Consider the following 15,451-nt stretch of genomic DNA (forward strand, 5'->3'; position numbering starts at 1 on the left):
TCTTAGGAAGACAGTCCGAAATTGACTTCGCCGCCCACACCTTTTCTGAGTGGTGCTTTGAGTTCTGTAGCAATGCGATTATTCTTCTTAATCAGGAGCACACCGTCCATCTTTTGGTCTGCGACTAGCCAGAAGTTAATGTGTATTGGCTGACCGAATGGGATTTTACAAGTAGCCTTGAACTGGAATGTTACTCCGTCAATTTCAATAACAGACTTATACCCGAAGTTATATTGAGTTATAGTAGTATCAGCGATTGTGCCGCCCCGACCACTTGCAAAGTTTACAGTTGATTCAGCATCTTTGTAGGTGATGACATCACTAAACTTTCCTGAGTGACCCGTAAGGTTATACCCCTTGTCTCCGTCCTTGTAAATAACTTCTATGCCGATGCCGCCAAGGTTGAATACCCCGTCCCTCTCGAAGAAAAACTTGCTACCATGACCCATGACACCAAATCGAACCAGCCTGTCCCGTTGAATATCGTAGAAGCTGTTTTCTTCTTTTGTGTCAAAGTTAAATTCGGATAGGTAAGTACCGTCATCGTACTCACCCACCCATATAAAGTCTTGTCCTACAGGAGAGACCCCGTTGTGCTCATTGAAAATCGAAAGCATGATACAATTTCCTCCTTCATTGTATTGAAGTCAATTTCTTACACGTACTGGTAGGACACACGTGTCAGGAATGTTACCAAACCTGCTGTAGCCGTTGGTGGTACGTTTGCACGAAGAGTGACCTTCGAAAAATTTGCGGTTGTGTTAGCTGTATTAACGTTTCCGTCATTAGCTGGCCCTTTGATTGTTTTCGCAGGAGTGTCGGACTTCGTAGCACGGATATCTTTTGTAACCGTCCCACCTACAGCCGTAAACGATGATTCGGATAGCGAGTCAACTTTAACCTCAATCCAAGTGTTGGTAACAAGTTCGCCTGTGTTACCGCCCGAACTATCCTTAGTTGTAAGTGTGCAGTTCTGCATGTCGGAGACTGCCGTCGAACCGCCACGGTTATTCCAAATCAGTACCGTAAAGGTAGTGGACAACGAACCTGCGTCAACCGTACCGATATCCCACTGAGTTACTTGCGAAGAGTTATCGGATGTATACCAAGAAACTATTGGTGCTGGCATTGTATTTCCTCCCTTAATTGCTTAGTTTTAGAATTGTTCTTATCAAGCTATAAACAATATAAGTTGGGCAGGTGAAACCTTAACAATTGCCTTGTAAAGTATCACTTCTATATTGGTCGTTTTATAGCCAAGTATGATGCAAATAAAAAGACCCCGATTAAGGGGGTCTAAATACTAGAGAATTTTCCTGTACTTGACGTACAGAACATCAGGGATTCCGTCAGTAACCTTGAGAGTTTCAGGTGCGAAGTTGACACCACGGACTGCTCCGTTACCGTCTAAAAGGTAATCAAAGTTGATGCTAGGTGCTTGTACTTGACCGTTAATGAACAGAAGGACAGTCTTGGGTTTAGCCAAACCGTTTACGAAAACGTACTCAGTCTCGCCACCCGTCGCTTCAAACACTTCTTCTTCATCCTCAGTTTCAAGTTTCACCAAGCGGTCGTTTTGAGCCTTAAACTCAGCATCAGCGACAGTCTCAAGGTTAACAATACGCCCCTCAGCAGTGCCGAAGTCTCCTGCTTTAAAGTAACCATTAGACGAGTCAGCGTCACGGTCAGCAATACCAGCAGTCAGTGATTCAACGTCAACCACACGCTGTGCAAGGTCAGCTAGGACAGCTTGTACATTAGCGCCATCGTAGTTAGGGTCAACGACTACACCGACAAGGCTTGCGCCTTTAGTCGCCGCTGTGGATGCCAAGTCGTTACGGATAGCTGTATCAGCATCGTTACGTGCTTGAATCTCGTTGGCAATTTGTTGTACGATGTTAGTCGCAAGATTAGCATTACCATCATTGTCCAGTGTTCCAGAGCCGCCGTAAATATCCTTCATCAACTGGTTAAGGTTCATGTAGGCTTTAGCGTCAACAGCATCGGCTACAAGACCTGCTCCGCCGCTAACAATAGCGTCAACAGGGATTACAGACAAGTTAGTACGAGTGATGTACTTGTAATCGATTGTTACAGCTTCAACGAACGTGTAAGGGGCTTCTGCTCCTGCGACCTCACTGAAGAAGTCGAGGTAGAACTCTCCTGCATCCTCACGAACTTTAGCGTAAACGCGATCGCCGTCCTCATCAATGAACGGGAAGTCTTGCGTCCCATTCTTACGTATTTGGAGTTCCCTACCGATCACAGTTCCTTCGGTGTTGGAATCTACCGCTACGACAGTGTTCAGAATGTCAGACGTGATTGTGATGGAGTTGAGACCCGCACCTACTGTAACATCATTCTTTTGAACGAACACGTCGATTTTGGTATCTTCAAGGGATTCACGGTGAGCGTGGAAATCAATATCCAAGTACTTCTCATTGATTTTGTTGGCAACATCGAAGTGGTTGTTACGCATCAACTTGTTGTTCAACTGCTCTCCACGGAATCTTGCAATACCTCTAGTTCCTGCCATATCTTTCACCTCTCTTATTATCATTTTGCGGTGTCTTCCTTTACCGCAGATACATTATAAGCAAGTAATCCCACATTTTATTGATAGATGGTAGACTAAGGTACTACCTCAGCCGAATCACTAGTTCTATAGTGACGCCTTCAATGCCTTCGCCCCGTTCGACCACGTTAACGCGAAAATGGTCATCCTTGTTAATTCGAGGAACGGATACAGCATAAGGTCTACTTGAGGTGCGACTAGAACGCTCATCCCCATCCACAACAAGGTTGGTATGGAAAATTGTCTCCCACACAGGGGTTGCGCTGTCGTAGCTTTCCTGAGAACACTTTTCAATCTGGAATGCCGTGTCCGCTATACCTTCACGTGATGTAGAAGCATAAACCTCAGTGATATCTCCCTCATACGGGAATCTCATGACCAGCTTGGCTATGCCATCGAATACCCGACTTAGGACGAACACCATGGTCTTTGATTCTGCCCGCTGCTCAATAGAATCGAGACGCTCGTCAAGGCTATTGAAGGGACTATGTCCGTCCTTGTATTGCCTAGCCTTATGTACCTCTTTTTCCAGATCCAAGAACCTGAGTCCATCAATGTTGTCATTTCCTTGGCGGTATTCCGATTTCCAAGTCCTAATAAGGATTTCATCGCCAACCTGTAGCTGTACAGTCTGTCCAGCATACGGCGTGTCTACTTGATACTTGCCTAGATCCAGGCGGATAGTTGTCGAGTCAATCTCTTCGTAGCCGCCGCCTTCCAGCAAGTGTGCGCCGTTAAAGTAAACATCCAACTGCTTTGTACCCATCCGGTATTCATGGTCAAGGTGAAGAAACAGCCCACGCTCTAACGCAAGGTACTGCTCGTCTACAATGATTTCCTGTTCGTCCCAATACTGAAACTCCCCACCACCATAGCGCCGAAGGGTCATCTTAGTTCCTGCCATTCACGTCACCTCCTTACGTATGGTTAATGTCCAGAATAAAGTGTAGAGGTTTAATCTGGAAACGGTCTTCCATCTTCTCGACTTTCATCCAGAACTTTCGTTCCCCAAGAGGTGGCAAACTGTCCATGTCCAGAAGCTTTGAGAAATCCCCTGTCGGAATATCTGCTCCATCATCATGGCAAATATCTGCCCACTCGTATCCAAACGTCTCCATATACTTTAGGATGCCAAGGGATATAGTATGTGCAGGCTTCTCCTTGGAAGGGTTCTGTAGTACCATCTGAACAAGAATCTGATTGTCGTACATAGTTCCAAGATACGTATCGTTCTCCTTGTTAAGTTCTTTACCATTCCAGACGACCTTCAGTTCTGTACCGAACAGGTAAATGTCGCCACCATAGATATCAAAAGCACCAAGGCTGGACAGGAGCGTCCCTTGCGTATCATAGACTCTAATAATGCCGTTGTACGGGACAGTGGGTAGTTCAATCTCGCACCCCGTCCAGTTGGGTTCGACTACAGCCGAAGCCACCGAATTACCATCAGGGTCACAGAGGTAAACGGAGTACCCCATTGGTAGATTACCTACTGTAATCTTGTCACTCTTGCAAACTATGACTCTATCGAGGTTCAGGGTATCAAAGTTCGTCTCTTCACGGTTCTTTAGGATTACTCCCATCTTCTCAGCTACCATAGGAGCGGTGTCGAATATCTCCCACCCACTACCTCGGTCTGCATAGAACGTCCATTTATTCCCTTTTTTCAGTGCCCGCCATTTGCTGTACTCTCTGGTGGTCGTGTCTATACTTTCAAGAAACTCCAAGCGGTGGTATCCATCCTGCCAGATGATAATACCGCCTTCATCGAGAAGTTCCGTGGGTACATAGTCTGCTGTCACTTCCATTAAAACGGTCTGCTCTTCAGGAACGTCAAACATGATAGAAGTGTCGTTGTCTGTGTGCGGCATAATGACCTGACCCAAAGTATTGTCGATTGAAATAGCATCACTAGGTGAAAGGGTATAGCGGGAATGAATACTCCCGCTATCGAACCTATCATCGAAGATCAAGCCACTCGACTTTTTATAGATTCCCAATTATTATCACCTACCTTGTTTTCTTCCAGTTCCAGATACTCCACGAAGCGATCTTTCCGAGAATGAGCCAAATGCGAGGTTTTTTCGGTTCTTCCGGAGTCTTCAGGATGCCGCCCTCCGCTCTCTCAATCGTCGTCTCAATTTCACGTTTAGGTCGTGTTGCGCCTTCCGCTTGATTAATATCGACTTCAAAGACACGCTTAGGTCTGTCGGCTTCTTCTGACATCTCAATACCTACCTCCACAGCCCTGGTTGGTCTAGTGGCGTCTTCAGGTTCAGCGATGTGTGTCTCGATAGGTTCACGGTTATTCACAGATTCAGTGTCGTCATGAATATCGGTCACAAGCCGTTTCCTCTTCCGTGTGGCAGAATCGAGTTCATCAATGACCGATTCGTTTTGATACGAACTGTAGTCAGCGAGTTCTTCTTCCTGAACAACTGGGTTTATCTCCTTGCCGCTCGTAGCTTGCTCAGATCCATGGACGATGGCTTCAGCATTGGTTGTTAACGTTGCTGTCTCCATTTCGGAGATCGTTCCGACTTTACTGCTATCATCAAGATAAGCCGACTCCCCCCCAGAAATAACCCCTTCTGTAGAGCCGTCAAAGTAATCTGCGGATTCTAACCCCAGAACGACAGCTTCCTCTGAAGTAAAGGATGTTGCCCCTTCAATCTCAGACAGCACTGCATCTGCAGACTTGTTCTGCGTTGCCCCTTCCAGTTTGGTCTCTTCCATCTCGTACTCTCTGTCACCGTAGGTTACTAATTCCAGTTCGTGTAAAACGGACTCTCTTGGCGCATCGCTCTGCCAAGCACCTTCAATTTCATGGAGGATCGATGGAGAGTTTCCGTCACTAATTCGAGCGCCTTCGATTTCATGGGTCACGCCTTCTTTGTCCGCCCGCTGTTCAGCTAACTCAATGCCGAACCATACTCCGTCTCTGCCTGTTTCATTGACTGCAGTCTCCGGTTTGTGCTCATAGCCGACCTGCTTGGCATCTGACTGCTCTGCTGTCACCGTCTCCTGCATGACACCTTCAGCATTGGTCATATGGTCAGCCGTTTCCGGTCTTTCCATCACCCCGTCATACTTCATGCCCACCGAACCTGTCTCAATCCCTACGACTACGCCTTCAGCGGTTGGGTCGGATACTGCTGTCTCAGGGAAATGTACTACGCCGTCCTTGGTAATGTCGGACTCTGCGGCAGTCAACGTGTTCGGTCTCAGCCCTTCTCCGAATGTGGTCTGCTCTGCCGATTCAATCGTCTGCATAATGCCGATGAGCTTGTTCGCTTCAGAGATAGCCCGACCAATCTCAGACACGTCTGCTGTCCGGTGGAAGTCGAATAAAGATGCTCCTGACATTTCCTGCGGCATCGTTCCTTCCGGTTCGTTGATGTACAGTCCAGTAGAAGGATTTTCTACAGCAAGTTCTGCCCCTTTGTTATGCTCTGCCTGTACTTCATCCTGATTGATGGCGACGACTGTCACACCTGCGCCCGCCTGTTTCATTCTTTCAATCACAGCTTGTGTGATGGCAGGGAAGTCGGCTTGAGTAAAGCCTTGAGTGATGCTGTCTTGGATGATGTTCTCCATGCCAGCTTCGATTAAATCGACAGCTTTCGAGCCATACATAATCTCCATGAGACGTACAGCCTTAAGAATCTCAGGAGATTCTGCAATCACGCCCTGTATCTGCTCGAACGTAACCAAGGATTGGACTTCGGCTTGCATATGCTCCGTGACTTCTGCTTCCGTCATCTCTTCTACTTCTGCATCCGTCCGATCGCTGATATTATCTGCGCCCATGAATCTATCTACCAGCGGGTCGCCGCCCACATAAATCTCAGCGTTGGTCACAATCTGGATATCACTATTGCTACTTATAAAGTATTCGGCATCTGATGCTTTCCCTACGTCAGCGGCGTACTCCTGATTGACTACTGCCTGTGAAGAGAACTCTATTCTACCTTTCGCTTCAGAGTCGCTAGAAGCGTCTGTAAGACTCTCATTTCCCCAAGCGTCCGAAGTGTACTCTGCCGACTCAAGACGATTCTCAGCGCCGTTTGAAATGCTCTCTACCCCTGTAAAGAAAGAGATTATACCGCCCTTGTTGAAGTAATAAGATTGCTCTAATCCATCTATTCTTGCATCGTAGTCCATCTCTACCTTGCCACTCTCCAATGCGGGGATGACTCCGCCTTCCTGCCGAGTGTCAGCAGTGCTTGTCCGGTCAATTGTCAGAAACGAACCTGGCTGGCTGTAAGTTACTTCAATGGTCTCAAACTGCCCGTCCCGCCTTGTCTCATACGTAAGGAACTCCTGAAGTTCTGCTGTTACCCTTTTGTCCACGGTCCGCGTGGTTTCGATTCTAGCATCCTTGACATGCTTGGTAGCTTGACTGGATGACGCAATGATGTAAACATCCTCACGGGTTGTCGATTCGGTATACAAGTCAAGGTGTGCAGGCTCATGAACCAACGTCTCGTAGGCAATGCTCTCATGTAAATTAGAATCGTGTACGGTCTCGCCTTGAGTGAGCACCCCATCAATACCCCCTTCATGTACGGGGTGAATGAGGTCGCCTGTCATCGTATCCTGCTGGCTGGCTTGCATGATCGTATCTGTCTGCACGAACTCCTGCACGTCAACATTCTGATAGGTGTACACTTGGGTAAAAGTCTCAAGGTGAGTATCCTTACATGTATCTACTATGATAAATTCACTCAGCATCGTCGGGTCATGGTAAACCGTTTCTGCTACAATGCTCTCGTTTACCTCTGCATCCCCGCCGCCGTAAGTATCTGTCAGCGTAGTTAGCGTCAGGTCTGCTTCATTCTGCTTCTCTGCATAAATATACGCTACGTCTTGTGCATCAAAAGCCATGTCGGATACTGCGTTCTCTGTCTGTGACAGAAATGCGTCCTCCGTGACTTCCAGCCGCCGTGCTTCTTCGATATTTTCAAGAGGTCCCTCATGCCTTGTATCAGCCAATTCGTACCCTTTAAGGGAAGAATCCTTGGTACTAATCTCAGCAAGTTCGTAACCGAACTCCTTACTTTCACTCACAATGATTGCATACTCAACCGGATAGGATTCCCCGTCTGCCCTGTACATACCAACCTCTGCTGACTTGAAACGGGCAGTTTCTCCTTGCATCGTGATGTAAGGGTCATGGGTAGCAGTGCTCAGTAAAGCAATCTCCCCGTCCAAGATGTTTCTTACAATGTTCGACAAAACCGCCCGACCTTTTTCCGCATTAAGGCGAACCCCATTCTCAGCCGTGTCGAAGCCTGACATTTGAGCGTCCGCTGATATTCCTGAGGTATTGGACTCCAAGGCATGAATAACACTCTGCTTGTTAGATAGTGAAATGGATACTCTGTTCCCTTCCTCAATGGAGACCTTCACGTCATAAAGATCACCGGAGGATAATTCGTCAAGAAGTGCCAGATGGTCTGTTCTACTGCCTTCTCTCACCGCCGCACCTTCAGCATCAAGTACCTGCTCTAGCCTGCGTACGCTCTGTTGCTCTCCAGTTGTTACGTCCGTGACTGTTTCGCCGTTAAAATACTTATGTATGCCCGACAAATACGATACGATAGATGCGACTACAGTCTCCACCTCAAAACCGTCATACTGAGTGACGTACTCAGCACTCTCTAGCCGCCCGAATAATCCAGTAGCCGAGTGAGGCACTTTATTTGCGCCCTTCATGGTATCTTCAATCAGTGTTCGATAGGTACTGTTAACGGGAGCGGTCAGGTGATATTGATTGTTTGCATTGATAATCTGCTCAAACCCAATTGTCAGTTCATAGCCCTTTTTAGAAAAAAGGGCGGTGAAGCTGATCAGGTAAGATTTCTTACCGTTCATCATTCACCGCCAACCTCCCTTGCTATTTATTAAGAGTTCTTCTTCAACGTTTCTTTCAGGATGCCGAGACCAATTGGGGCAAACGGCGACATGTTAGCCAATGTGAACGGACTGACAGGTGTGTCTGCCAACGTGTAGCGGTAAAGTTGCTTGTACTCGTAAGTAGCAAGGACTTCCGATTCAGACACAGGTTCTTTTCCGTCAAGGAAGTTGATTGTCTTCGTCTCGATATCAACTGTGTAGTCTGTGCCGAGCACTTGGTCTACGCAATCCACCTGAACTTCCAACTTAAACGGAGTTCCGTCATCCTTCAGAGAAGGCGAGTGCGCCATATGGAAGACTTTGTTTACGCCTGTGCCCTTGCCCACTTCTTCATGGTCGGATGTCTCCACTACTTCAAGTTCATCGAGTTGGGAAATGTTCTTAGGGTGTACGGCGTAACATTCATCCAGCTTACCTACAAAACCATCATTCGGGTGAACAATGTACATCGGGGAGATGTGATACTTACCACTATAAACCGATGGATTAAATCGGGACTCACCCGCATCAACGTTCTTATCGTGCGTTATGAACGCGAGGTAATGCTGTTGGTAGTATGTACCACCGATGGACTGTTGAAGCTGTACACCACGGTTTCCGTTGGATGTGTTGTTACCGTAGTCGACGTAAATCGCACCCAACTTCATGTCTTTCTTCCATACAACTTCGTCTGCTTCCCGACAACCAGAGATAATGACATTGTTTTTGCGAGGGGACTTACCAAGAGTCGTTAGCCGCCCGATGTACAATGGAGCGAAGTAAGTATTCTCAGCGCCCGGAGTAGGATCTGGACGGAAAAACATTACGATTCGGTCTTTGGTTACATTCCCCCAGTAGTACATCGTACTATCACGTTGCCATCCTCTATCAAAGTTCTGCAACGGAGTGAAGGACAGAGCCGTTGGCAGGGATGGATAGATGTAATAAATGGATGAGTAAACAGCATTCATTAGATCATTCGGTTTATCGGGGTCAAAGTTCTTGACTGTGATGTCACCGTAATTCAGCGTTTGGTTTCCAGTGGCATTCAGAATTCTGATGTAGGATGCATGTAATTCTGCTCCTGCGTCTGGTGCTTTGCCAACGAACGTTACACTATTATTAGTGTAGTCAACTGTGTATAACGTTGAATCCTGTTCAACCTGATTCACATAAACCCTTACAGTATCCGCTTTAATCGTCGCCACCGTTGGGATTTGGAACAACTTACGAGTTCCATCACCATCCGGTAAAATGGATTCAGGGTCTCCAACGACTACAGAACCGCTAACACCTTGTACGATTCGTTCGCCCCGCACATCATCGAATGTGAAGAAGTACATGCGCTTCACTGGCTGAGGTGCAATTGGAGATGGGGAGTAGTTTGCTGTAATTGCGTCAGTCGGCAATGGTGCGGACGTGAATGTGATGATACCGTTCGTTTCATCAAGAACGTAGTCTGTCGAAGCAACAGCGTTACCGTTCTTATAGACGATGACAGAATCTCTGAGTACAGGGAACACTTGGAAGTGGAACTTCGTGTTTAATGTCTCGTTTTCAATCAACGCACCAAGTACGGAGTTCTGAGAAATAAACTCTTGCTCGCCCAAGGTTGGATTGCTTTTCTTGCCGTATCCGTAAACCATGCCGAAGTTCCGCATTTGGTTGTCCGAGCCGAGAGACCGGAACAAGCGGACATCTGCGAACTTCTGACCGTCTTGAGATACGGAGCGGTACTTTATGAATGTATCCCATCCCTTGGAGTTAAACAGTGCTTCAAGGTCTTTAGGGAATAGCTGAATCGTGGAATCTCCATCAAACCAACTCACGATAAATCACCTCTCGTTTGGAATTACCCTGCTGGTTATCCTGACTAAATATACTTATTTAATAGGAATTAATGCCAGGGCTATATTGTTATGGGGTTGTAGGCTGTGTCGGTGTAGGTGTCGGAGTGACCTCCACGCCTTCATCATCTACAGTATTTAAGTACAATCCAATACCCGCTGGACGGTACTGAGTTCCCGGCTTACTTGTCAGTGGGGACACACCCTCAACCAAGAAGTAACGGAATACATCGAATTCATCTGGGCAGTGATCCTTCTTCACACGCAGTTTGTTTGCGTTAAAGGACAGCGCCGATAATGCGATGGTGTCTTTCAGTGCTCCCCGCACCCCTTCTTCTGGATGAACCACGTACAGCTTGGAAGTGTGAACCTTACCGCTGTATCGGGAAGGGTTAAAGGAATACTTGTAAAGAGGATTCTCAGCGTTGTTCCAAGCCCGCGGATAGTCTCGCTTGCCATCCTGCGAAGTACGCATTGGAGGGATGGCATTGGCTGGTGCGTTCCAAGACAGGTAGTACGCCTGATATCGAGCACCGAGTTTACCACGGCTGACCATAACGTTGTCCAATCCGTTCGCAGGATTCTTAGGGTAGGTTTTCATCAGCGGCATGATGTTCGGTTGTCTCTTCGTCGTATCATCGAAGTCGTACTCAGCGATAGCAGTCAACCCCGCTGAACCTGTCTGTGTCACGATAGGTACACTACCTGCGAACATTGCGTAGGCATCATCACCTTCTTCAATGGCATCCAGCTTACCGAAGTAGAGAGGAATGATTGGAACAAGGTTTCCTTCCGGTGCAGGTACGTTGTCACATTGGATGATGAAAAACAGACTATCTCCGTTCAAGTGACCTTTAATAGAGATTTCTGAGTCAGCCCACCAGTTCGTATTTTGAATCGCATAGTTGATATCGTCGTCGTGGTATTTTTCCAAAAGGTTGGTGCGAAGACCAGCTTGCATGATTGGAGATTGCATCCGATTCCCTTCAGCTTTAGATACAGTGAAGGTAGCCGTCGAGCCTGTGCCTACCCAACCTGCAGCTTCTACTTCGATATCCAGAGCCGCCCGTTTAAGGTCGCCCGAGTTAATCCAAGGCAGTGTTACGTCAGAGTAGTTAGGCATAAGTCCCGCCAAATTCTCGACCATATAGAAGTACAGAGTCTGAGGGGAACGATACTTACGGAACTCGTTTGTAGCCCATTCTGAGAACACCGCAAGTGTTGCAGGAGCCGGAGCTTTAGAATCAGGTGACTTGTTTAGCTTCCGAAGTTGACCAAGGTTCTGATTCCATGTACCAAGAACAGCAACGCCAAACATCTTATCCGTAGTGTTCTTGTAAATGAAGTGCTCCGCCACGTAGATTGGAATGTCGACCGTATCTTGACCAGTGTACGTGCTTCGCATAATACCTGCGTCAAAAACCACTTTCTTAAAGTTAGCGACTGTTTCCCATCCTTGAGTAGCAAGTAGGTCTCCTAACCGAGGTTGAATATCCTGTTCCGTTACTTTCGGGGTAAACGAAGCAGGAGTTGTGTCGATAAATGGCATTTAAATAGCACCCCTTCACTTATTAGCTTTATATAGCAAGTCCTGCTGTTACACAGGACAGTTTACCAGGTATTCCCAAGACGAACCCGACCCCGAACTGGAGGACATGACCACCTTTATTTGTGTTACGCCGCCAACAGGACTGTATTGGAATTGGAGTGAACCTCCGTTAGATACTTCCATGTTGGTGCTGGCAAGCAACTGGTTCTGATAGTAAACATCCATACGGTCAGCTACCCCATACATGTTGTAGGTGATAACGACTCGTCCAGACGAATTGCCCATCTCATGCAGTTTCTCCGTATAAGCCCCGCCGCCAGAATCGTTCAGCTTACCGCACTGCAATGTATTAGCCGGTGGGGGTGGTGGAGGTGGTGGGGGCACGTACTTGGCAGTTACCATTATGGTTGCCGTGGCCGTTGCCTGCTGACCTACTTCATTCCACACCGTAAGCTTGACCGAATACGTGCCGACATTGCTGAATGTAAACGTTGCATTATCGACTGTATACAAGCCCTTTTTCACGTCACTCGCCACTTCCCACTTGTAATTCGTAATAGGGGAGTGCTTGCTGTACAGCGATGTGAACTTGATCGACGTGTCCTCTTCTATGCTTGAGTAAGCAGGGTCGATTGACAGAATAAGAGCAGGAGGTTCAGGCGGTGAAGGAGGAATCTCAGGGAGAGTGTACCCCGCCTTTAGAATGCCGAGAGCGGCAGGTCTGTATGGCGTTGCAGGTCTCTTTGTCAGTGGCGAAATCCCTTCGACCAAGTAGTAAGAGTAAACCTCATACCTGTTCTCGTCGTCACAGTAATCTCTCACAGCCTTTAACTCGTCACCATTCATTATAGTTAAGGGCGAGGTTAAAATAACGTTGCGCAGTGTTCCGAACGTACCATCTTCAGGATGAACTAGAAGCGCACGGGATGAATGAGCTTTCCCGCTGTACCTTGATGGACTAAACTGGTACTTGTATTGCTCGTTCATGTAATCTTTCCAGGCCCTTGGGTGCTTATGATTGTCATCATCTTCCCTTAGCGGTGGCATAGAATTAGAAGGGACATTCCAAGACAGATAATGCGCTTGATACCTTGCACCGAACTTATTTCGCTTGACCATAATGGAGTCAATACCGTTACTTGGGTAGTACGGATACTCCTTCATAACAGGAAGTAGAACCTCTTGCTTGATGCTTGCATCGTCATAATCGAATTGACCGGACTGCTTGAGAGCGGCTTCTACGGTAGCCCCGTTCTTGTTGTATGCGGTCCCTGAGAATAAGGCAGACGGTGTGCCTTCTGCGTTCCGATTGGTCTCGATATGAATTTCAAGGAACATCCGACCGGATACCGGAGTGTAGCCACTCACTCCATCTCCACTCACTGCTTCAATGGTCACAGAGGACATGCCCTCAATTCCAGTGATATTGAACTGCCCCATCAACTGAGCATCGTTCCTGTTACTTGTCGGCTCTACCGCCCCGATGGTATTGAATTTCCCAATTTCCTGTCCTGCGATGGTCAGTGTGACAGCTTCGTCAGGCATGTCGCCATCCGTGTCACCCATTAGCCATACCTTTACATACGACCCTGCATTGACCATCGGTTTACCTGAGATAATGGTGGACGTTTTCGTTTGTTTCCGGTAGAAGTCAAACGTGATATCCCGATTAATAACCTCTTCAGTCAAACCGTTCACATCGAAGTCTCCCATGTAAAGAGGAATCGCAGGTACGGCGTTGTCATCCCAGACAGGAGCAGTGTCCGCAACGATAATCAGCATGAGCGACTTACCGTCCACGAATCCTTTGACGAACACCTTACTGTCGTCCCACCAGTTCGTAAATTTTACGTCAACGAAGGCAATTTTCTCTGTGTGCTCAAGCTGAGGGATTCTTGTACGGGACGTGACTATTGGCGACTGATACATCTGAGGGAAAGAATCAGTAATCCGTGACTGAAGAGCGTTTGTATTGTCGTCCAGACCCCACATGCTTGTCTGAACCTCAACATCCAAAGCCACCCGTTTCAATTCATTGACGTTCTCCCACCCAACCAACATCTTCCCGTTTCCAATCCACTTCTCAAGCTGGTAGAAGTAAAGCGTATGCCGCTCAAAGAGGGCCTCTTCGTTAGCTTTCTGAATTGCCCAAGAAAATACGCCGCTGTCCTGCGGTGTCAACTGAGTACCGTAATCGGCATTTTTGTCATAGATTGCGAATGGTACTTTACAGTCCGTCCGTCCGATCTGCTCATTAATGTGAGCCAGCATCGCCATGCCGAACAGGTTTCCGGATATATTTTTGACGACGATGTGCTTGGTCACATAAAAGTCGAAGGTGTCCGCTGACCCGACTGTACTGTAGTAAATCGCTACCTGGCCGGATACCCCTGCTTCAAAAGTAATCGTGGTGGTTTCATCAGTGTTCTTGACCGCCGTGTAATAGGATGTTGGAGCAATCTCCCCATCAAGGTAGATGTAGTAATCATCGTTAAGTACCTTCGGCAAGTCTATTTCAGGGTTAGCCAACGGAAGGTAGAAACGCTTGATTGTTGGCTTGGTCAGCTTGTTAGAGTAGGCTACTTTAGTAAACTCTGTTACCTTTGACCAGCCGTTGGTTGTCATAATTCCAGCAAGTCCTTCTAGCAGGAACTCTTCGTTTATGGTCGTGTCGAGCCACGGCGTTGGCTGATATGACGTATCTGCCATTTCATCACCTCCTTTCTATTTGAGAGTTTGGTAGTTTGCCCATACTACCTTAGGCTTGCCGCCTTCATTAAAGAACTCAAAGTGAAGTTGCGTTCCCTGTTTACACGGGATAATCGCCGTCAGGTACATACCCTCCGGTAAATCCTTCGTGTAAATGTTCTTACATACCAGCCGTTCCCCTACGTACAAATTCCAATAGTCTCTTGCTTCATAGTTGGATACGCCGACTGCAACGGAAAGCAGCTCACAATCCTCTTGAATGGTCAGCTTGTGTTCAACTTTGCCCGACATTTGGGACTCTATCATAATCCCTTCAATGTACGGGTTCGTTTTGGTAGGCATAAAAGGAGGGTCGAGTCTACCGCCTACCAAATAACTTGCAAAATTTGCTCCGCTAGACATTCACTACACCGCCTTAATATATTCGAGCTCCAGATTCTTAAATAATCCGTTCTCTCTAATAATAGTCGCTCTAACTGTGCTGAAAGATGCGATATCCGTTTCCTCTTCTAATTCCTCATTGACCAAGGCAGGATATGTAATCTCTATCAGGAAGCCTTCCACAATTAAATTTGCATCCCTCTCAAGGGTCAGAACTTCGATTACACCGTTATCGTATGTGTATACCACAGAGGTTACAAGAGCAGTATAACCTGCCAATTCTCTGCGGGCTTCCACGTTAATTACATTCGGTTCTTCAAGTGCATCCATGACAGTTAAATCATCGCCGCCAGTGTACAGACCGGACTTCTTCATCTCCCTACGGATTAAATCGAGTATGGGATAGATTTCATTCGCGTTTACAAAGTTCCTAGTGTCCATAGCATACACCTCACCTTCCATAGCATTATAAGAAAAAGCAGGGAACAATTA

General features: G+C 47.1%; 11 protein-coding genes. All 11 read right to left on the minus strand.

The features are described from left to right. Positions 1–2: 2 nt before the first annotated feature. Complete coding sequence (locus BMW94_RS15875; RefSeq protein WP_254790251.1) at positions 3–617, minus strand: hypothetical protein; 615 nt, start codon at positions 615–617, stop codon at positions 3–5. Positions 618–655: 38 nt separating this feature from the next. Continuing rightward, entirely contained in the window at positions 656–1,129 is a 474-nt protein-coding gene (locus tag BMW94_RS15880; protein WP_024630443.1) for a hypothetical protein, read from the minus strand. A 174-nt stretch (positions 1,130–1,303) separates the two neighbouring features. Continuing rightward, positions 1,304–2,536: a hypothetical protein gene (locus BMW94_RS15885; protein WP_091000174.1), complete on the minus strand. Its 1,233-nt coding sequence runs from the start codon at positions 2,534–2,536 to the stop codon at positions 1,304–1,306. Between the two features lie 103 nt (positions 2,537–2,639). Continuing rightward, positions 2,640–3,479, minus strand: a complete 840-nt coding sequence (locus tag BMW94_RS15890) for a hypothetical protein (RefSeq protein ID WP_090999833.1) — start codon at positions 3,477–3,479, stop codon at positions 2,640–2,642. A 13-nt stretch (positions 3,480–3,492) separates the two neighbouring features. Continuing rightward, positions 3,493–4,446: a cell adhesion protein gene (locus tag BMW94_RS15895; protein WP_254790252.1), complete on the minus strand. Its 954-nt coding sequence runs from the start codon at positions 4,444–4,446 to the stop codon at positions 3,493–3,495. Positions 4,447–4,585: 139 nt separating this feature from the next. Beyond that, on the minus strand, positions 4,586–8,455 hold the full coding sequence (locus BMW94_RS15900) for a hypothetical protein (RefSeq protein ID WP_090999837.1): 3,870 nt from the start codon (positions 8,453–8,455) through the stop codon (positions 4,586–4,588). A gap of 26 nt (positions 8,456–8,481) precedes the next feature. Continuing rightward, on the minus strand, positions 8,482–10,302 hold the full coding sequence (locus BMW94_RS15905) for a hypothetical protein (protein WP_090999839.1): 1,821 nt from the start codon (positions 10,300–10,302) through the stop codon (positions 8,482–8,484). Between the two features lie 88 nt (positions 10,303–10,390). Continuing rightward, positions 10,391–11,869, minus strand: coding sequence for a hypothetical protein (locus BMW94_RS15910; RefSeq protein ID WP_090999841.1), 1,479 nt, complete (start codon positions 11,867–11,869; stop codon positions 10,391–10,393). 48 nt (positions 11,870–11,917) lie between these two features. After that, on the minus strand, positions 11,918–14,578 hold the full coding sequence (locus BMW94_RS15915; RefSeq protein ID WP_090999844.1) for a PKD domain-containing protein: 2,661 nt from the start codon (positions 14,576–14,578) through the stop codon (positions 11,918–11,920). A gap of 15 nt (positions 14,579–14,593) precedes the next feature. After that, positions 14,594–14,980 carry a Low copy number virion structural protein gene (locus tag BMW94_RS15920; protein WP_090999847.1) on the minus strand — a complete coding sequence of 129 codons (387 nt, stop codon included), beginning with the start codon at positions 14,978–14,980 and terminating at the stop codon, positions 14,594–14,596. 3 nt (positions 14,981–14,983) lie between these two features. Further along, positions 14,984–15,400, minus strand: a complete 417-nt coding sequence (locus BMW94_RS15925; RefSeq protein WP_090999850.1) for a hypothetical protein — start codon at positions 15,398–15,400, stop codon at positions 14,984–14,986. Positions 15,401–15,451: the final 51 nt, after the last annotated feature.

Source organism: Paenibacillus sp. OK003 (genome assembly GCF_900109515.1).
In the GTDB taxonomy this organism is placed as follows: domain Bacteria; phylum Bacillota; class Bacilli; order Paenibacillales; family Paenibacillaceae; genus Paenibacillus; species Paenibacillus marchantiae.

Excerpts from the sequence above, each read along its gene's own strand:
- BMW94_RS15910 (WP_090999841.1), bottom strand. The coding sequence starts at position 11,869 with ATGCCATTTATCGACACAACTCCTGCTTCGTTTACCCCGAAAGTAACG.
- BMW94_RS15925 (WP_090999850.1), bottom strand. The coding sequence starts at position 15,400 with ATGGACACTAGGAACTTTGTAAACGCGAATGAAATCTATCCCATACTC.
- BMW94_RS15885 (WP_091000174.1), bottom strand. The coding sequence starts at position 2,536 with ATGGCAGGAACTAGAGGTATTGCAAGATTCCGTGGAGAGCAGTTGAAC.
- BMW94_RS15900 (WP_090999837.1), bottom strand. The coding sequence starts at position 8,455 with ATGATGAACGGTAAGAAATCTTACCTGATCAGCTTCACCGCCCTTTTT.
- BMW94_RS15875 (WP_254790251.1), bottom strand. The coding sequence starts at position 617 with ATGCTTTCGATTTTCAATGAGCACAACGGGGTCTCTCCTGTAGGACAA.
- BMW94_RS15880 (WP_024630443.1), bottom strand. The coding sequence starts at position 1,129 with ATGCCAGCACCAATAGTTTCTTGGTATACATCCGATAACTCTTCGCAA.
- BMW94_RS15890 (WP_090999833.1), bottom strand. The coding sequence starts at position 3,479 with ATGGCAGGAACTAAGATGACCCTTCGGCGCTATGGTGGTGGGGAGTTT.
- BMW94_RS15915 (WP_090999844.1), bottom strand. The coding sequence starts at position 14,578 with ATGGCAGATACGTCATATCAGCCAACGCCGTGGCTCGACACGACCATA.
- BMW94_RS15920 (WP_090999847.1), bottom strand. The coding sequence starts at position 14,980 with ATGTCTAGCGGAGCAAATTTTGCAAGTTATTTGGTAGGCGGTAGACTC.
- BMW94_RS15895 (WP_254790252.1), bottom strand. The coding sequence starts at position 4,446 with ATGCCGCACACAGACAACGACACTTCTATCATGTTTGACGTTCCTGAA.